Annotated in this window: 8 protein-coding genes; 1 reads left to right on the forward strand and 7 read right to left on the reverse strand. The window is 48.1% G+C overall.

What is annotated here, in order from left to right; genetic code table 11:
- Positions 1-659: 659 nt before the first annotated feature.
- Positions 660-2,369 carry an acid phosphatase gene (locus tag ACI1P2_RS13875; protein WP_355320572.1) on the forward strand — a complete coding sequence of 570 codons (1,710 nt, stop codon included), beginning with the start codon at positions 660-662 and terminating at the stop codon, positions 2,367-2,369.
- Between the two features lie 87 nt (positions 2,370-2,456).
- On the opposite strand, the gene yicI is transcribed toward ACI1P2_RS13875, so the two are convergent.
- From yicI to ACI1P2_RS13910, 7 genes are all read right to left on the reverse strand, one after another.
- Complete coding sequence (yicI, locus tag ACI1P2_RS13880) at positions 2,457-4,778, reverse strand: alpha-xylosidase (RefSeq protein ID WP_355320456.1); 2,322 nt, start codon at positions 4,776-4,778, stop codon at positions 2,457-2,459.
- Between the two features lie 30 nt (positions 4,779-4,808).
- Positions 4,809-5,639: a carbohydrate ABC transporter permease gene (locus ACI1P2_RS13885; RefSeq protein ID WP_355320457.1), complete on the reverse strand. Its 831-nt coding sequence runs from the start codon at positions 5,637-5,639 to the stop codon at positions 4,809-4,811.
- Position 5,640: 1 nt separating this feature from the next.
- Positions 5,641-6,558, reverse strand: a complete 918-nt coding sequence (locus ACI1P2_RS13890; RefSeq protein ID WP_355320458.1) for a carbohydrate ABC transporter permease — start codon at positions 6,556-6,558, stop codon at positions 5,641-5,643.
- A gap of 16 nt (positions 6,559-6,574) precedes the next feature.
- On the reverse strand, positions 6,575-7,816 hold the full coding sequence (locus tag ACI1P2_RS13895) for a sugar ABC transporter substrate-binding protein (RefSeq protein WP_355320459.1): 1,242 nt from the start codon (positions 7,814-7,816) through the stop codon (positions 6,575-6,577).
- A 339-nt stretch (positions 7,817-8,155) separates the two neighbouring features.
- Complete coding sequence (locus ACI1P2_RS13900) at positions 8,156-9,211, reverse strand: substrate-binding domain-containing protein (protein WP_355320460.1); 1,056 nt, start codon at positions 9,209-9,211, stop codon at positions 8,156-8,158.
- A 398-nt stretch (positions 9,212-9,609) separates the two neighbouring features.
- Complete coding sequence (locus tag ACI1P2_RS13905) at positions 9,610-16,410, reverse strand: OmpL47-type beta-barrel domain-containing protein (RefSeq protein ID WP_355320461.1); 6,801 nt, start codon at positions 16,408-16,410, stop codon at positions 9,610-9,612.
- Between the two features lie 308 nt (positions 16,411-16,718).
- Complete coding sequence (locus ACI1P2_RS13910) at positions 16,719-19,340, reverse strand: DUF5704 domain-containing protein (protein WP_408976222.1); 2,622 nt, start codon at positions 19,338-19,340, stop codon at positions 16,719-16,721.
- Between the last annotated feature and the right edge of the window lie 647 nt (positions 19,341-19,987).

Genomic DNA, 19,987 nt, shown 5'->3' on the forward strand with positions numbered 1-19,987 from the left:
AAGAGCGATTAAGCTCATTTGAATCTGACGAGATTAATATCTCAATGTTCGCTCCGCCATTTATTCTGTCATAGACACGAACCAAATGGCTTCGCGGGTCGGTTTTACGATGTAAAACCTACTCACTCGTTGTTCAGTTTTCAAAGATCAAACTATCATTCTCGCAACCGCATCATTTTCTCAAGCGGCCGGAATTAGAATATATCATGTTTTCATTCATGTTTGCAAGCATTATTTTTTTAACTTGCTCTCCAGCGTCTCTATCAACGACCGGAATTAGAATATATCATAAATGCAAGAGTAATAGCAACGAGAATATTTTCCCATTAACGATATTTTTATCTTTCGAAATTACAGATTCCTTCTTTCAATATCCCTACTCATGAATAGCGGCAATCTTATTGAATATAATGTTTCGCGATGGAGAAAGCCGGAAACAACTTTTCTGCTTTACACCATCTTCAAAAATTTAAAATACCCCATACATAATAATTACTCTAATTTAACAAAATCAAGCTAAGGTTTGAATGTACATTCATCAGATGTATAACTTTTCGACATGCGTTCAGAAGCATAAAGGAGGATTCATTTTGAAAACGAGCTGGCCCAAAAAGAAATTTCTGATTGCATCCTTATCTGTTTCCGTACTCCTGGGCTCCATGAGCGGAGGCTATGTGGGTGCTGCAGCACTCCCCACAACAGTAGAACCATCTGAAGCAGCTTGGGGTTATTTTGTGGATCATTACAAAAATAATACCAAGGAAAATTCATCGCCAACCTCCAATCCTGCCATCGGGGTGCTCTCGGAGTTCCTTAAACTTTGGACTCCGGGAAGCACCTGGGGGAATGGAAAGAAATTGAACAGCACGCTGCTGGACGCCAATATCCAAAAGGTTGAGAAAATGACGACCAACCGCACACCAGAAGAAGAAAAAGCAGCTTATTTGGATGACCGCAGAAACCAGAGCTACAGTGTGATGGACGGGCTTGGCTCACTTACCGATGTATATCGTAAACTGGCGGGAGCAACAACCACTCTTCATGACGTTCCTGCAGACGCTACCATGAAAAAATATGATGATGAAGGAAATAACTCCGGAGACCCGGAGTCAGCCCTCGGCAGCATCGTTACGTTGGTAAATACGTTGCGGGGCAGCTATTCTTCAACAAATCCGTCGAAAAGTTATTTCTCTTATCCGCGCCCTTTCCGCTGGAGAGATAAAGTACAGGTTCTGCCAACACTCATCCCGGCCAAAAATCCCGATCCGACCAATGATGGCGGATATCCAAGCGGTCACACTAACGCCGCTTATCTGACTGCATTCGCCATGGCTTACGCTGTACCGGAGCGTTACCAGGAGCTGCTTACACGTGCTTCCGAGCTGGGCAACAACCGTATTGTTACAGGCATGCACTCGCCTTTTGATGTTATGGGAGGACGTGTGATGGGCACTGCGCTAGCGGCTGCGATTTTGAATGATCCAGACAACAGTGAAATTAAAAAAGCTGCATTCGATGAGGCGCACAGCATCCTGCTGACCCAAACCGGCAATGCGGCTGACCGATTCAACAATGATGACAAAAACAAAAAAGAGTTCACGGAACGTCTGACCTACGGCTTCCCGCAAACTGGCGTAACCACCGAGCCGGTTAAGGTTCCGAAAGGAGCTGAAGTTCTCCTGGAAACCCGCCAGCCTTACCTTGACAGCGAGCAGCGCCGCTGGGTTCTGGCTACAACCGGTCTGGCTTCCGGCTACCCCGTGCTTGATGACGCAGAAGGCTGGGGAAGACTGAATCTGTTTGCTGCAGCGGATGGATACGGGGCTTTTGTGAATGACGTAACCGTAAATATGGATGCCTCCAAAGGCGGATTTAATGCAGAAGACAGCTGGCGCAACGATATCTCCGGCACAGGCAAACTGACCAAAGAGGGCACAGGAACTTTGATGCTGGAGGGCAGAAACACATTTTCCGGCGGCACTCAGATCGACGAGGGAACAATTAAAGCAAAGTCTGCATCTGCTCTCGGCAGCGGAAATGTAACGGTTAACGATGGTACTCTGGTTAAAAGTGTCGCAGGAATGCTGATGATCGGGCGCAACTATAAACAATCCGAGAACGGCACACTGGAGTTGTACCTTGCCAGGAAGAGCGATGTGCTCGAAATTAAAGGCATGGCAGCATATGACGGAACACTGCGTCTGAATTTTGCAAACAATTATGTGCCCAAAGGCAAGGTTACGATCATTCGAAGCGGCGGTAATAGCGGGGAATTTGATTCCATCGAAACCTTCGGTTTATCTGATAAATACAAGGTAAATGTTATCTATACCGGCCGCACAGTACAAATAGATATCACTACAAAATAAAACGAAACACTTGAAACCCATCGGGAAGATTGCTCCCTGATGGGCTTCTCTTTTTTAGTATATGAGAACTTAATACAAGGCCAGCCCTTACAAAGTAACCCGATATTGACCCAACGTTGTATCCGGAATGATGCAAACTCCCTCATTCGTTGCTTCCCATTGACCTCCGGCCACGGCTTCTACTTCCTTGATACCGCGCAAAACCATTTTCCATGGCTTGCCCGCACCCTCAGCCTGAATGAAAATGCTGCCATCTTCTCTTTGCACACTGACATTCAGTTCCGCTTCGGCCGCCGTACTGTATACAGTCACCTCTGCTTTACCCTGATCCTGAAGCTCAAACAGGTGCAGTTCAACTCCATCGGCATAATCATAATCCGGGCGCCGGTCATTCTGTCCTACAGCAACAATACTGTTTTCACGAACGAAAAACGGCAGGCTGAAATAATCATACTGTTCACTGTACCAGCTTCCACCTTGAACCACCTCGCCTGTCAGGAAATTTGTCCATCTTCCTTCCGGCAAGTAATAGCGGCCTTCCCCACGATCATTGAAGATCGGAGCAACGAGCAAAGAGTCGCCAAGCATATATTGCAGATCAAGCGGCGCGCAGTTTGCATCCTTCGTAAACTCGAGCACCATAGCACGCATTAGCGGAAGCCCCCCTCGCGAAGCTTCGACAGATTGGGCGTACAGATAAGGCATGAGCTTGCTTTTCAGCTTGGTAAAATAACGCAGCACATCTACGGACTCCTCATCAAAAAGCCATGGCACGCGGTACGACTGATTTCCGTGCAGACGGCTGTGGGAAGAGAGCAGCCCGAACGCAGTCCAGCGTTTGTACAAGTCCGGTGTCGCCGTCTGTTCAAAGCCGCTGATATCATGGCTCCAGAAGGTAAACCCGCTCAATCCGAGCGAAAGTCCGCCGCGCAGCGTCTCCGCCATGGATGCATAGGTCGCCGAACAGTCGCCGCCCCAATGCACCGGAAACTGCTGACTGCCTGCCGTAGCCGAACGGGCGAACAGCATCGCTTCATTTTTGCCACGGCTTTCTTCAAGCGCCTCGAACACCGTTTTATTGTACAGATAAGTATAGTAATTATGCATTTTCATCGGATCAGAGCCGTCAAAATACACCACTTCCGTCGGAATGCGTTCGCCGAAATCCGTTTTGAAGCAGTCCACTCCCATATCCACCAGCTCAATCAGCTTGTCTTTAAACCATCGCACCGCAGCCGGATTGGTAAAATCCACAAGCCCCATGCCGGACTGCCAGCGGTCCCATTGCCACACGCTGCCGTCCGGATTTTTGACCAGATAGCCGTTCGCTTTGCCCTCCTTGAACAAGTATGATTTTTGTCCGATGTAAGGATTGATCCAGACGCAGATATGAAGCCCTTTGCTCTTCAGCCGGTTCAGCATTCCCTGCGGGTCAGGAAAGACATCTTCATCCCATTTAAAATCACACCATTGAAATTCCTTCATCCAGAAGCAGTCAAAATGAAACACATGCAGCGGAATATCCCTTTCCAGCATCCCGTCGACAAAGCTGTTCACCGTCGCCTCATCATAATTCGTCGTGAACGACGTCGTCAGCCATAAGCCGAAAGACCATGCGGGCGGAAGCGCAGGCTTGCCGGTGAGAGCCGTATAATTTTCAAGGACCTCCTTCATGGAGCTGCCGCCAATGATGTAATATTTCAGGCTTTCCCCGGGAACGCTGAATTGTACCTTGGACACATTTTCGGAGGCTACCTCATAAGACACCCGCTCGGGATGATCCACAAACACGCCGTAACCGTAATTCGAAATATAGAATGGAACATTTTTGTACGCCTGCTCGCTGCTGGTTCCTCCGTCCTCGTTCCACATATCGACAACCTGGCCGTTTTTCACAAAAGGTGTAAACCGCTCTCCCAGGCCATAGATGTATTCACCGATGCCCAAATCGAGCTGTTCGCGCACATATGCGGCGGCATCTGGTGCGGACTTGATATACGCCGGTCCTTTATAACCGGAGCCGGTCAGTCGGCGGCCATCGTATTCATAATCCACCTTCCATCCGTCCAGCGGATCAATGTTCACACTCAACTCGCCGCTGGTGAGGCTGACTAGCCCGTTCTCTTTTTTTACGGCAATTTGAAGATTCTCTTCCTGATGGACTCCGAACTTGGGCAGGACTTCATCCAAATCATTGTGGATATATTCCACAGCAATCACATTCTTCATTGGAGAACTGTAGCGCACCGTTAGCAGCGTGGTGTTGAGTGTATTCCCTTTATGCTCTATTTTTTTGGTCGATGCAAAAACAGTCACGGATTCCGCGTCGGTTTGAATATCGCGGATTTCCACAGGGTACAGTACATTCAGTCCTGATCTTACATGCCAGTAGCCGTCGGTAAATTTCATAGTATGGTTCTCTCCTGTCTTTATGAATAATTAGTCTTTCATGGATCCTGCTACAATTCCGCCCACAACATAGCGCTGCAGAGCGACGAAAATAATAATGATCGGCATGGCCGCAATGGTCGCTACCGCCATCAAATTGTTCCATTCCGTGCCATATTGGCCAATAAAGCGGTACAGGCCAAGGGTCAACGGGCGCACGCTGTTTTCAGTCGTCAGGGTCAAGGCGAAAATGAAATCCCCCCACCCGAACAGGAAGCAGAACACGGCAACCGTCATCATACCAGGCACGACAAGTGGTAAAATGATTCTTGTAAACGCTGTAAACTTGTTGCAGCCGTCGATAGCCGCGGCCTCTTCAAGCCCTTTCGGAAGCGCCAAAAAGGAAGGTCGCAATATCAGCACGGCAAAGGGCAGCGCATGAATCATGTCCGCCAGGATCAGGCCCATATAGCTGTCCACAAGCTGAAGCTTGGAAAACATGATGAACAGCGGCATTGCCATCGTAATTCCGGGCAGCATTTGAATAGCAAGCAGCAAAATCAGCAGAATGGATTTGCCCCGGATATCAAGCCGGGCGAGCGCATATGCTCCCGGTACGGCAAACAAGAGGGACATCACCATCGTACCGATGGCCACGATAAAGCTGTTGCCGATGTAATGGAGCATATCCTGGTTATTGATGAAGTTATCGACATAGGCAGTAAACGTTGAATTCATCAAACCAAACTCCGGAGGGGTCTGAAACAGATCCGTGATCGGAGTCAGTGATGTTTTGACCATCCAGTACACAGGAAACAGAAAGATGACGGTAATGATGACGGCAATGACGGTGAGGAAAATATTTTTACGGCTTTGCTCCATCCTAATGCGCCTCCTCCTTGCTCGTCATACGCAGATACACCATTGCGATCAGAATCAGGATGACAAACATAATCATGGACACAGATGCCCCCTGGCTGAACTCGAACTTGGTAAAGGACATCTGATACGAATAGATCGGCAATACATTCGATGAATTCACCGGACCGCCGGCGGTCATGATAAAGATGATGTCAAATACTTTGAACGTATTGATGATGCCCAGCATGATCAGAATGAGGATGGTCGGCCTCATCAGGGGCAGCGTAATATGACGAAACTGCTTTAATTTACCTGCACCATCCAGCTTGGCGGCTTCATACAGCTGCTCAGGCATTCCCTGCAAACCGGTTAACAGAATAATCATGTTGAACGGAATGCCTACCCAAATGTTCGCAATAATCGTGGACAGCAGCGAAGTCGATTGATTACTCAGCCAGCTGTACGGCTGATCAATGATGCCCAGGCTTTGCAAAATGAAGTTCACAACCCCGTAATCTCCGTTCAGCATCCACTGAAATACGGAGGCCGTAATGACCATGGGCAGCATCCAGGCGAGCAGCATTAATGAGCGCATCAGGTTACGCCCCGGAAATCTGCGGTTGAAAAACAGCGCTAACGCAAATCCTATGCCAAACTGAAAAACAAGGCTGAACACCGTAAATACGATGGAGTTCCGTAAAGCCGTATAGAACACGGGATCTTTGAACGTGCTCACATAATTCTCGAAGCCGACAAAATGATGCTCCTTCTTGAAGTTATATACATTAACATCCTGAAGGCTTAGCGTGATGTTATACACGATTGGGAACAGTACAAACACAAGCATGAACAGTACGATCGGCAGAACGAACAGATAGTTGTTCCATGAGGAAAACGATCTGGAGGAGCGTTTTGCCGGATTCATTGCAGAGTGCGCCATCCCGAATCCCCCCTTTCTATTCTTCTTGTTGTTCCTGAAGCAGTGAGGCAATAATGGCACCGGCCGACTTGACGGCCGCTTCCGGTGTTTTGGCTCCCGTCAGCGCTTCCTGCAGCATGGTCTGAATCGCCTCCGAAATGCTGGCGTAGTTCGGACCGTATGCTCTCGCTTTTGCCACCTGCATACTGTCGGCAAACACCTTCATCTGCCTGTCTTCCTGCCAGAAGGGATCCTGAAGCAGGTCGCTGCGGCTCGGCAAGCGGCCATTCGTTTTGAGTAACTCTTTCAGCCGCTCCGGCTCGTTGGCAAACTGAATTACATCAAAAGCGATATCCTTATGCTTGGAGGCCTCTGAGATAGCCCAGTTTTCTCCGCCAAGCACAGTTGCGGATTGCACATCCGATGGGAGTTTGACAACATCCCAGTTTACTTTTGCGTTCTTCTGCAGAAAGGGAATCTGCCACGTTCCGTTCACCATCATGGCTACCTTGCCCGCGGCAAACTGGGTTGCAGTATCCGATTGCTTTTGGGTGATTACGTCTTTGGACATCAGCCCTTCATTCACCATGTTCGTTAGCATGGTTAGCGCTTTCAAAGTTCCCGGTGAATCAAATTCCGGAACATCCGAACCTGCCTGCAGCACGAACGGCAGGAACTGAAACGTTCCTTCTTCCGTTTTAACAGCACTTACAGCAAAGCCGAACACATCTTTATTGGTCAGCTTTTTGGCCGCAGCCTGCAGCTCATCCCAATTAGTAGGAGGCTGTAATCCTGCTGTTTTGAAAAGATCTGTATTGTAATACAGAGCAAGATTGTTGCTTCCGACCGGCACGCCATAATTCCGGCCATTGTATACCGTGGATGACCAAGGTCCCTCGATGTAATGCTTGGCCTGTCCCCACTTTTCTATCTCTTTTGTAAGGTCCGCAAGCACACCGGCAGCCGCAAAGGTTTGGTGATCCGCACTATCAATCCAGACGATATCCGGACCCTGGTTGCCAATGGACCCAAGCAGAAGTTTGGTCTTAATATCCGAGTAAGACACATAGGTCCGTTCTATCGTAATATTGGGATGTGCTTGTTCATACTCGGAAATGATTTTATTGATGGCTGCAACACTGGCGTCACTGGTCATCGTGTCCCACCAGGTAATTTTCACTTTATCTCCCGATTCCCCTGAATTCTGGCCCGGGGTGCAGGCCGTCAAAAGAAGGATCAGGCACATGACAATTGATAGCGCCTTCATTTTGCCGATCACGATAAGTCCCCCTTTATGCTTTTACTCTGTTGCCTTGATGGATATATGGTTAACGCCAGCGGGCGCTGGACCCCCTTATCTGTGGCGGAATTTTTGAAGTCTTTTTTTAAGTCGTATATAAAATCCAGCATAAAGCCGGCATTTCGATTAATGATGAGGAAAAATTTCATTGTATGATGGAATAAGAACCGCATGGTGAAAGAAAAATCGTATCGATGAAAGAAAAAAATCGAAATCATGATGTTGAAATAAGATTTAATGATGTACGTACATCATTTTGTTGCGTAAAGCATGCATCCTTACTCCTGGAAGCTTCAGAATAAGGTGCTGGTGCTTTTTTTAAATGTAGTAGCGGGCATTTTCCTTCGTTACAAGCTCCAGCTTCGTGATGTTCTCCCGCATATTGATCTTCTCGCCATAAGTCAAATGGGCAAACAAAGTCTTTACGGTGAGATAGCCCTGGTTCACAGGATCCTGACAAATCGTTGCTGTCACGACATTTCTACGCAGGAACTCATAGATTTCCGTTGTGATGTCATGCCCGACCAACGCCACCTTGCCTGCCAATCCTGCTTTCTCCAAATGAGCAGCCACTACCTGCAGCTTGGCGCTTGTCACATAAACAGAATCGACCTGACTGAATATATCTGCAAAGGTATCAGGATCCTCATACTCTTCCTGCCTTAGCTTCAGCATTTGCGTCATTTCCACATTGCCGTATTCAGCAATGACTTCCCTGAAGCCCATAATTTTCTGCTGCATCTGGAACGTCGTAGCCGAAGGCACCGATGAAGCATCCGAAGTAATGAGGCCGACTCTGCCATGACTTCCGGAAAATTTGCACAGCAGGTCTGCGGCCAATCTGCCCGCGATACGGTAATCACAGCCTACATAAAACAGCCGCTTGCTTAAAGGGGAATCATTGTTGAAGGTGCAAATTGGGATGCCGCTGTCGATTCCTTTGTCGATAATATCAGCCATTTCCTCGGAATCATTGGGCGAGATCGCAATAGCATCAAACGCCTTGGACTCAATCAGGTCCAGAACGACCTGTTTCTGCTTCTCCAGGTCATACTTTTCGGATTTGAACAGCTCGATATGAAGCCCATAATCTCTCAGCTCCTCATAGGCCGTCCGAATCCCCTTCTCAATTTGGTCCCAGAAATAATCCGGCAGCTCCGGGAATACAATCGCCAGCGACAGTTCCTTCTTCCGCGACAAAAAACTGGCCGACTTGTTCGGGGTATAATTGAGCTCCTGCAATTTGTCCATCACTTTGCGATAAGTCGCAGGCTTGACATTGCCCCGATTGTTCAGCACCCGATCCACCGTCGCTACCGAGATGCCAATCATCTGCGAAATTTCCTTGAGCGTCAATCTTCTGCTATCGTTCATATGATCCAACCTCGGATTGTATGCGCTCTCAACATGGGTAGAAAGCTATTTTGTTTATTTCAAATTCATCATAATCCTTGCGGCAAAAGCTGTCAACGTATTTATGATGTTAATTTTTATAAAATGATGTTCGTACATCAATTTGAGTGTAAGATGATAATTGGTTAGGTCACTTATCCCCTGTGCCCTATTGTATAATTAAGTCCAAATTGAGCATAATAAAGTCTTTTGTTGAAAACAGCATGGAGCCTCGATCTTTAGATCGTGGTTCCATGCTTAATCATTACTTAGTCCATATCTAAACATTGTAACTCAATGCTACTTGTTAACCCCGGAAATAACTATCAAGCTTTTACTTCAATGTCTGTAATCCGGTTTATCACCCAAGTACATTGGTTTTATAGTTTTTGGAGCATATTGTAGATCATTTCTGCAGCTTCAGCGCGGGTAACATTGTTTTTCGGACGGAAAGTTCCGTCCGGGTACCCTTGAACCAAAGATTCTTGAGTTAGCCCCATAACCTCTTCCTTGGCCCATGTAGAAATTCCATTCTCATCTTTGTACACATTACTGATTTTTCTCCGGGGTAACTCCCGTAAGGCGTTGCCGATCATTTTGCTAGCTTGTTCCCGGTTAATCACAGCATCTGGCGCAAATACGTTTTGACTGAAGCCACGAGCAACGACATAAGCGATAGCTGTTCGCAGCTCAGAAACGTACCATCCTCGTGAGTCGATATCTTTAAATGTCAGTTCTGTTTCGGATGCTTCCGGAAGATCCAGGGCACGAACCATCATAGCCGTGAACTCAGCACGTGTAACCTCCCGGTTCGGTTCATACGTTGTTTCTGTCGTTCCTTCAACCACCCCTTTAGCAGCCAAGTATTTTATTTTATCCCGACTGAAGGTTTTATCGATATCGACAAATGTATTCTCATTACCTGACCCTGTTTCGGAGTCTAGCATGCCTCCTGGCATCTGCGGCTCTACAGGAGCTAGAATCGGAGCAGATGGCTCTTCGATGATTGTCGTTTGTCCACCGCCTCCCCCTCCACCACCGCCGGAACCAACAGACGGATTCGTATCCGTCCGTACCGTGAGCTCTTTCGATTCAGACTTTACTCCTCGGGTATTCTCCGTCCAAACGGTAAAGGTGTAGCTCGTTCCAGGAAGCAGTTCATTTTTGGTAAATGAATTTGCTTTACCGCGATATACCTCTTTTCCAGCTAATGATACAACCACGGTATCGTTCGGCTGCACACGATCAAAATACAAGATAGCCGAATCGGTCGTATGTTCACTGCGTAATGTGAAATCTCCGGATGGTTTCGTCTCAAATGCTGCTGTAAGCTTCATTCCATTTCCGCTGGTGTTCACAGGTTCCACTTCAACCACATAAGTCTGGGAGCTGTTCAAGGTGCTTAGACCGTAAACAAGACTTGTGGTCTCTCCAATGAGTTGGCCATCCAGATAAACCCGGTAGAAGTCGGCGCCTGTGACTTCCTTCCAAGTAGCCTGGGCGGAGGATGAGGTGATCTCAGAAACCTGAAGGGAGCCTTCATTCATATCGCTCGGCAATGTCCGCCATGTGAATCGACTGTAGCTTCCCTCTCCATTCTCATTGATTGCAAAAACATGGAATTTATATAAAATTCCTGGCAAAAGGCCACCTACATATACGGCCGGTTCCATAACAGTCCCTATTTCCCCCACACCTTCTTGCTCTACACGATACGCTGTAGCGCTCTTCGATGGTGCCCAGGTTAAGGTAAATGATTTGTCTTTCTCATTCGTGCTTTTCAGCCCCTGCGGAGCTGCTGGCAGCGTAAGCGCACTATCGCTCACTTCTTTTCCAAAACCGGAAGCATTACCGCTGACCACATTAGCCTTGTACACGGTCCCTCCTTCTAATCCGGTGAATACAGCGAACGTATCGGAAACAGTTATCGTTTGGCCATTCATGCTTACCTGATACTTGGTCGCGCCAGGCACTGCATTCCAGTTCACTTTGACACTCTTCTCCCCAATATCGGTGAATTGGATTCCGTCCACCTGTAGCGGAAGCGTCAGTGCATAGGTCGCTTCTGTAACTCCTAAACCGCTTCGGTTATACGGTTGAATTATAAATTGAGCGGATTGACCGGCTGGTAGATCCCTGATCGTAATCTCGTTCTGACCAGCTTCCAGCTGCATTGGCGTCCCTCCATCCATGGAGAACCAGTACCCTGCTGCCCCGCGTACAGGGCGCCAGCCGAGACGAATCCAATCCTCGCCTGCGTCCAGGCTACGGAAATTTTCGACTTTGGCCGGGAGGGTAATGAGATCAAGCCTTGCTTCATCCCCACTGCCGGACTCGTTCGTTGCGGTCAAGCGATAGCTGTACTCGGTGCCGGAATTCAGCCCTACGTCATGGAAGGCGTTATACACATCGTCGTAAACCGTTGTGCCATCCCGTTCCAATTCATAGTAAGTGGCGCTGGTTACGCTATCCCACTGTAGATCGATGTCTCGTTCTCCGACCCGAACATATGTGAATCCGGGACTCGCAGGGAGCGACATGATGGACTGGTGCGTTGCAGGGCCTTCCCCGCTCTCATTGATCGCGGATATGGAAATGTCATAGAACGTAGCTGGCTGCAGGTTCAGCACCGGCGCATACACGCTGGTTGTAACCGTCTCATTGAACACTTCCTGCATCGTATTGGCTTGAACTGCTCTCAAGCGGTAGTCAGTTGCCGACTGCACGGGATCCGCGCTGACCAGCACCTGACTTGAATCATTTTCTATCGGCGCTACTGCCATATGCTGCGGAGCGGCAGGCAGCGTTAGAACCTCTACAGCGCTGCTGGTTGCTTTCCCAACATGGTTGCGTACTTCCAATTCAAATGGATATCGCGTGCCCGGCTGCAGGCCCGTAATGGTAAGCACATTCTCCGGATAATTAGCCGTGAAACGCTGGCCAGTAGATCGGTTGTACAAGGTGTAGTGATAGCCGTCCGTATAGGCAGCTCCACTTGGTAAAGTCCACTCCAGGACTGCCTCTTCCTGTTTTACCGACTGTACCGATAGACTTGGTGCCTCTGGCTTCTCCTGCAGGTGGAACGGCCTTGAAACGGTTATCTCGTCGTTCCCCACCTGGTCCACTGCTTTGGCATGGATGTACCAAACGCCTTCATCCTGGATTGTTACATCCACCCGGTTATCGGCTGCTATATCCCAGGTGGCTGGCTCGTCCACGGAATTCGTAATTTTGTAATACCGCTCTTTAACGCCCGATCCTTCATCTGAAAAGGAAACGGAAGCGTGAATGGCATCATCCGACCAGCTACGTCCGTCCGGATCGATGTCAATAGCAGGTCCCTGCTTATCGATATATACCGTCTTACTGGTTATCTCACTCACGTTCCCTGCAGCGTCGACGGCGCGCGCAGAGATCACCGCCGTACCATTCTCCGAAATGCTGCCGCTGCTGCCCTTCTCGAATACTCCATTACCAATTTGATATTCATAATAGAATGGGCTGAGCAGGTCAGTGCTGCCATCCACCGTGAAATCCACATTGCCAGCAGTATAGTCGTCTTCAGTCGTAGTAATCACCGGCGTGCTAGGTGCCGTTCGATCTACCACTATGCGCAGCGGATCCGCATCCGCCACATTACCGGCTTTATCGATGGCTTTGGCATGTACGTACCAGATACCCTCATCTGTGATCGTGGTTTCTGTATCATTGTCGGCCGGTATCCAGGTCTGCGGAGCATCAGGTGAATCGGAAATCTGAATATATCGTTTGTCGATGCCGGAATTAGCATCTTCAAACTTGAAAACGGCATGAATGGCATCTTGAGCATATTCGGCATCGGTAGTAACCGTAACAACTGGATTCGTCTTATCGATCGTCAGTTCATAGATGGCTTCCACGCTGACATTTCCGGCCTGATCATATGAGCGGGCCGTGATCACGGTCGTACCTTCAGCTGACACAATAAAATCATCCTCCGCGTCCACCGGCCATTTAAATTGTGTTGCTCCAGACAGAATATACTCCGTCCGATGTATTCCTGACCCAGTATCCGTTCCTGGGCGGATATGCACACTCACATCTTCCTTACTTGGTGAAGCCTTGCTCACTTGAATCACTGGCTCCGTTGGGCTGGTCGTATCAATCAGAACCGTAACGCTTGTTTCTTTCCCTATGTTGCCTACGTCATCTGTGGAGCGCGCGGTAATCACCGTCTCCCCTTCCACAGCAGCGGATATAACAAACTCGGAGCTGTACGGCTGCCAGCCTTGATTAAAGCTCCCTTCCAACTTGTATTCAGTCAGGCTGACATCCTGATCGGCGGGCGGCTCAATAGTTACCCGGATATCGCGGTTGGACACAGTTTTGGATGGATGAATCTCAGGCAGGCCGGGGCTTGTCCGGTCAATCCGGATCGTTTCCTCGGTCACGTCACTGATATTCCCCGCTTTATCGATGGTTCGCGCCCTGACAATCGTCTCACCTTCAGTAGCGATCGTAAACGGATTCTTTACTTCTTTCCAGTCGGCATTCTCTGCGCCGCTTAATGCGTATTCTGTTTTCTCAACCCCGGAAAATGCATCCGTTCCAGGTGAGATACTGACAGTAACATCACTTGCCGCTTTACCGATTGGATCAAGCGCAATCACCGGGCTGGTCGGCTTGGTTGTATCGATTTGAACGGCCGATGTACTTATGACGCTCAGATTACCTACGTCGTCAAAGGAGCGGGCAGTGATGGTCGTTTCTCCTTCAACGGCGGGAATAGAAAACCGTCCGCTGTAACTTTGCCAATTCTGTGTCACCGCGCCATCCAGTTTATATTCTGTACCGCTTAAATCACTATCTGCAGCCGGCACAATCTCTACAGGTACTGCCGCATTCGAGAGTGTTTTTGACGGTACGATCGTAGGCTTTGCGGGCCCTGTTTTGTCAATGTGGATGACAGTTGTTTTTGCACTGCTAAAATTGCCCGCATTATCCACGGTTCTCGCGCTGATTGTTGTTTTCCCTTCATTGGTCACCTGGAAGGAACTTGAATAGGTCTTCCAGTCGGAAACGGTGGCTCCGGAAAGAGCATATTCCGTTCTGGCCACTCCGGATTTTGCATCCGTGCCAGGCGTAATGGTGACAGTAACATTTGTATTGGACTTACCCGCCTTGTCCGTTGTGATCGTCGGAGCTGTCGGTACCGTTTTGTCAATTTTAGTATCCAGTTCTGAAATAGGCCCTATATTGCCTGCATTGTCCACGGTTCTGGCATAAATATTGACGCCCTCTTGGGTGACATTTATGGCCGAAACATAATCCGTCCAGGCACCGTTTGCCCCGATACGGTACTGGCTCTTTAACACACCACTTCCACCGCTGTCTGCCCCATGCTGTATGGTCACGACCTTATCTACGTTGGAATAAGCCGGGTTGTTAATCAATAATGTTGGTGCGCCCGGCGCGGTCTTATCCACGATGATACTGCCTGAGTACCCTGCTGAAGCAGTTCCTCCATATCCATCATTCACGCTGACGCTCATGGACTTTGGCCCTTCTGTGAGCTCAGCTCCTGACCAAGTTAAAGACCAGGCTCCAGGAGAAACCGTTGTGGATTTCGTCACCCCACCAAGATTCCCAGTGATGGTAAGCGTATCGCCATCCATATCCGTAGCTGTTCCAGATATGGTGATCGCGTTATAACCGCTGACTAAGGAAACATACCGTGTGCCGGCCGTAGATATAGCTACAGAAGGCGCAGCATTTACAACACTACCCTTAACGTAGAAATATCCGTCTGCTGCCCTACCGTTGTTTGGATAAGTACCATCTGGTGCTTGCTCCCCACCAACGAGTTCACCCGGTGTGTAATTGTATCCAGATGGAGTTGCAACATGATCGTAATATCCAAAAGTTGCCTCGGATTCGCTTTGGTCGTAAATCCCCGACCACGCTATTCTCAGTGTATTTTTGGGCATAGCGACAGGGACCCAGACACCTGGGTTGTATTTGGATTCATAGCTTATAGAGTAGACATACGGGTAGTCACGAATGTCTTTATCATAGGCGTTGGTGTTAGCTGTTTCGATGGTCATCGTAGTTCTACTGCCGTAGAGCATATACTCTCCAGTTGCACTATCAAACCGAGCGGAGTCGTACATAACAACCCGTACATGAAAATCAGTAGTCCATCCTCCAACTCCAGTGCCGGGGTATGTCCAATTGTTGTATCTGCTTCCACCTACGACTCCATCGAAGTGATCAGCCCATGGTCCGTATGGTGTGGCAACAGCCTCATATTTGGAGTAGTTATACAGATGTGCAGCTGCCTCTACTTTGGGAGCGTAATTAGAAAACACCGAGAACTGCAACGCGATACACAAAATTAACGCAGCTCCTCTTTTCCCCAATGAGAACCGATATGTTGTATTTTCAAACCCGCGATTACTCGCCCTGCCCCCTTGTTTTCTCAGTTGCTCTGGCGACTTTGCAAACAGGACCTTTCTACTTACACGGCGCTCTTTGGATGGCAAAACAGCTATTACATCTTTTGGGAACAAATGTCCATCGTGGTTCGCAAGTTTAAGAACTGCAGATAAAACGAACCCTCTCAAGCGCTGTATGAATGGAATACCCGATTCCGTTTGATTGACATTCGCTAGTGCTTCCCATTCCGCAGCAGTATGCATAACTGGTTCGGAAGAAGTAGCCATTTGAATCTTAGCATCCGCCGTAGCAATATTACTCACGATCATTGAGACACCTACGGAACGAGCATAAACTGTGGTTCTGCCTTCCCTGGTGATGGTAAAAGGCTCTCTGTAGTCAATCCATGAACCAAACTCACCCAATCGGTATTGAGTTTTCTCTGATCCTGAATGACTCCCTTTAATGGTGACGAGTACAGGCTGATCCGAATACTCTAAACTGCTCAACTCAATACTTGGAGTGGCAGGCCGTGTTTTGGCAATGTTTGTCGTGGCTTCGGCTACTGCACTGCTGTTCCCAGCACGATCCAGCGTACGGGCATAGACGACCATATCTTGATCCAGAACGCGAACAGGTAAACGGTAATCCCGCCATTCCCCGTCTCCAAGCTTATACTGGCTTTTCAGTATACCGCTGCCACCGGCATCCGCTCCATCCTGAATTGCAAGCTGCTTTTCATTACTGTCCCAACTCACATTGTTCATCAAAATGTTCGGCATATCGGGTACTACAGTATCTTTTTCTAATGTATATATTTCGTTGTTATACGAATTTTCTTTATTTTGAAAAGTTTCTTTTCCCTCCGGATCTGTAGTTTTTTTATCTGGCTCCGAAAGAGAATCTGAAGAATTTCGTATAGGTAATTCCGCATTCTTCAATTGATTGCCTGTCTCTGGCATATCGGACGATCCGTAAACGGCTGAGCCGAAATATGGATTAAAAATCCCAGATGCCAATATGATCAGGAGAAGAATGCTTATGCATCTTCGCAATTGGTTTCCCCCTTTTACATTTAGTGGGTTACAGAGGACCTGAAGTCGTCATAGCTGGACAAGTTCCCATGATAATAAGCAACATCACCGTCTGGAGCTGCAAATTCATGGTCATACTTATCCTGGACTACATTGCTGTACCCTTCCAGCTGCCATTGGTTATCCAGCGGTGTGCTGTCCCCAGGCAGTCTGTAATACCGCAGATGCGGCGTGTCCGATCCATCCTGATAGGTTTCAATGTTGAAGTTCACTACAATGTACCCGTCCTTCAGGAAAATCGGTGAGTTATCCGACAGCTTATTGGTTCTTCCATACTCCGCAATATTGAACCCGGCCGGAACGGCATAAGGAGCTGCCGGCAAACTGTATTCCCCATACCATTTTTGGATGGATGCCACCGCTCTGCCCGGATCTACAGTTTTAGGGATATCGGATGTCGGTCCAATTAAAGTACGTATCCGTGGGTTCAAATCAAGCAGGCTGTACGAACCAATAGTGCCCTTCTTGCTTGCTTGTTTCATGAAATCGGTAAAACCATACGTCGCCACGTACTTCGCTGTATTGCTCAACTCCGTTGAAGAAACGTTCCGCATCGGGCTGTTCAGAACAATGCTGCGGGTTACGGTGTCCTGGCTCGAACCAATCTTCACGAATTTTTGGCCCGTGGTCTGATTGTGATAATACAGATCAACCTTCTGCCGCTTCGTTCCGTCTTTATTCACAAAATAGAATGTCGGCACAACCTTTACGTGATCTTTAGGGCCAAAATTATTGCCCTTCGTTTTAAAATCAAACTTGAAATGATAGCCGGTCTTTATGGCCACGTTTTTATAACCTTCATTCGGATGGCTACCCGGCAGGATCGGAAGAATGAAAGGCGGCTTATTCCCGCGGGCTGCGCCGTCAATCGAGTTTGGTCCGACCCAATAAGCCGCGCCGGTCGGCTCCGAGCTGCCTTTTTTCGTCCGGAACACCGTCTCCCAATCGTAATCCGCGATGTCCGTCACCTTGAAGTCATACAAGCGTCCGATTACTTCCACCGGTACCGTATTGATGGCCACATGGTTGGTCAAATCAAGATTGGCCATGGACTGCCACGTAAAATTCTCTGGTGCGTTCTCAGCGATGGATCGGAAATGAACGGTGTACTTGCCTTCATCGACCCATACGGGCATCTGGAATGTAGTCTCTAGTTGCGTAACCGGGATATCAATCCAGGTGTTAGCCGGAATGTACTTTCCCTTATCCTCGTTAAACACATCAAATTCGAAAAGAACCTGTTTGTATGCAGTGTACTTGGCATAATCCCGGTTGCCATACCCCTTGATCTCGCGATGCGGGCCACTGGTCGGGATCGTGACGGTAAACGATCTGTCCAGAATTAGAGCAGCCCTACCGGATGTAGGATACACCTTCTGATTATGCTCCTTGTCATTACTTACACCAGGATACATCACCACCGGCGTATGGACCGTTACGGGATTGACTTCGTTGATAGGTTCGGTTACGGATTCCGTATCCTCCGCGCCCATGCTTCCATGAATGACCGAATAGAAAATGGTGCCGGTGCTGGCCGCCGACTGCTTGTTGGTTTTGCTGGTCGGAATCACATGATTCGGGCTGTAAAGAACATTGTCACCAATCACTCTAGGCTCGGGAATTTTATCAGGATCGCTGGTTTGTCTTTTCTTCCAAGCATCCTCCATGATCGGATCGCCCTCAAACGAAAGCTTGTCATTCCGAACGTCCAATTGTGGGGTTCGGGCTTGAGCTGGCTTATCCATTTCATCTTTCAGCACGTCTTCCGGAACATCTGGCTTTTTATTCTGAGTACAATCACAATCATATTCGCCCATATCAAGCTCGATCCGTTTAATTTCCGGCTGTTTGACATGCTCAGTAAACGTTTCAAGCACAAACTCAGGCGGCTCATAGCCTGCAGGAAGAATAGTAATGCTGTTGCCTTTAAAAGCATAATTGTTCAAAATCGCCTTACTGAGTTCATAGGCTTGGAAAGTATCTACCGTCCAGTATGAATATTCCCTCGTGACAGGAACTACTCTTGTAATATATTCGTTGTCACTCATGTGTCTTATGACCCCGTTTTGAACCTCTCTCCACATGACATAGTATTCTTTTGTCACCGGGACATTAAAGGTACACGTACCGGTCATTTTATTGAATTTATTCTGAAACAAATATTCTTTTGCCTTTACGGTCCCGTACAGGCTTTCGGAAGTCGGTATCCCTTTCAAGACATCAAACCGCTCTTGGCCGCGCGCATCGGCTTTAATCACGCCGACTGCTTCCGGATTCATGGCTTCTCCTGTCTTCGTATCTGCCACGATCGGCTTTGTACACCCCACCGTCGGAGGCAGTTCTACATCACCGACTGCAACGTCGACGGAATCCGTAAGCCAATACGTTCCGTTCTTCCATTGTACAGTGATCTTGGCCACCCCAGGACTCAACGCTTTAACAAAACCAGTCTCTGGATTAACAGTTGCTACTGCATTGTTATCCGAAGACCATTTTGTTTGTTCTGGACGTTGGGAGACGTCTACCCAGTCTCCGTATGCCGTTTCCCCCGAAGCGTGGGTAGCCACTTCTCCCTTGAATTGGGCTTCCTGTCCGGGCTCCATTTGTTGGACGCCCGTTGCCTGGATCTTCTTGTATTCAACAATCGTACCACGCCATTCAATATTAAGCGGGGTAAGATATAGGGCTGTTTTTTTAGGATATCTCTCAACACCGGGACGAAACAAATAGTTATCATTTTCATCCTGTTGTTGTTTATTATGTTCAGACCTATAATCCCCTTCCCCGCTTTCTCCAGGAATAGTCTCTCCTGTCATGGAAGAAATTGATATAAAGTATAAATCTGTAACTTGAAGTTCTTTTACTTCTGAAGTAACTCCTTGATAATCTTCCATCGTTTCTGCTTTCACAATATGTTTATTAGTTACTAATTTAGGATTTTGTGGTGTTCCATCCTTTTTAGTATAAACATCTGGTTGGTAAGCAGGCTTATTCATATCAACCTTATCCGAAACTTCTGCAGCTTTGGGCCAAGGTTTTCTGTCGGTTCCGATATTTGGCACTATAACTTTACCGCCAGTTGCTCGGTATGAAGTGGCGGTCCAATCTCCGTCGTCTCTCTGCACCCAATAAACCCCTGGTCTAGCATCCTTAACTCCTTTTACAGGAATCACATACTTTTGCTCCTTAACAGGTCCTTCAGGCGTGACGTAAGGTTCTTTCAATTCCATCTGGTCTTCGATACTACTAC

The organism is Paenibacillus jiangxiensis (assembly GCF_046098255.1).
Lineage (GTDB): Bacteria > Bacillota > Bacilli > Paenibacillales > Paenibacillaceae > Paenibacillus > Paenibacillus jiagnxiensis.

What these genes read in the sequence shown, in the direction of transcription:
- ACI1P2_RS13875 (WP_355320572.1), top strand. Translation starts at nt 660, where the DNA reads ATGAGCGGAGGCTATGTGGGTGCTGCAGCACTCCCCACAACAGTAGAA.
- yicI (WP_355320456.1), bottom strand. Translation starts at nt 4,778, where the DNA reads ATGAAATTTACCGACGGCTACTGGCATGTAAGATCAGGACTGAATGTA.
- ACI1P2_RS13885 (WP_355320457.1), bottom strand. Translation starts at nt 5,639, where the DNA reads ATGGAGCAAAGCCGTAAAAATATTTTCCTCACCGTCATTGCCGTCATC.
- ACI1P2_RS13890 (WP_355320458.1), bottom strand. Translation starts at nt 6,558, where the DNA reads ATGGCGCACTCTGCAATGAATCCGGCAAAACGCTCCTCCAGATCGTTT.
- ACI1P2_RS13900 (WP_355320460.1), bottom strand. Translation starts at nt 9,211, where the DNA reads ATGAACGATAGCAGAAGATTGACGCTCAAGGAAATTTCGCAGATGATT.
- ACI1P2_RS13905 (WP_355320461.1), bottom strand. Translation starts at nt 16,410, where the DNA reads ATGAACAATGTGAGTTGGGACAGTAATGAAAAGCAGCTTGCAATTCAG.
- ACI1P2_RS13910 (WP_408976222.1), bottom strand. Translation starts at nt 19,340, where the DNA reads ATGGAGCCCGGACAGGAAGCCCAATTCAAGGGAGAAGTGGCTACCCAC.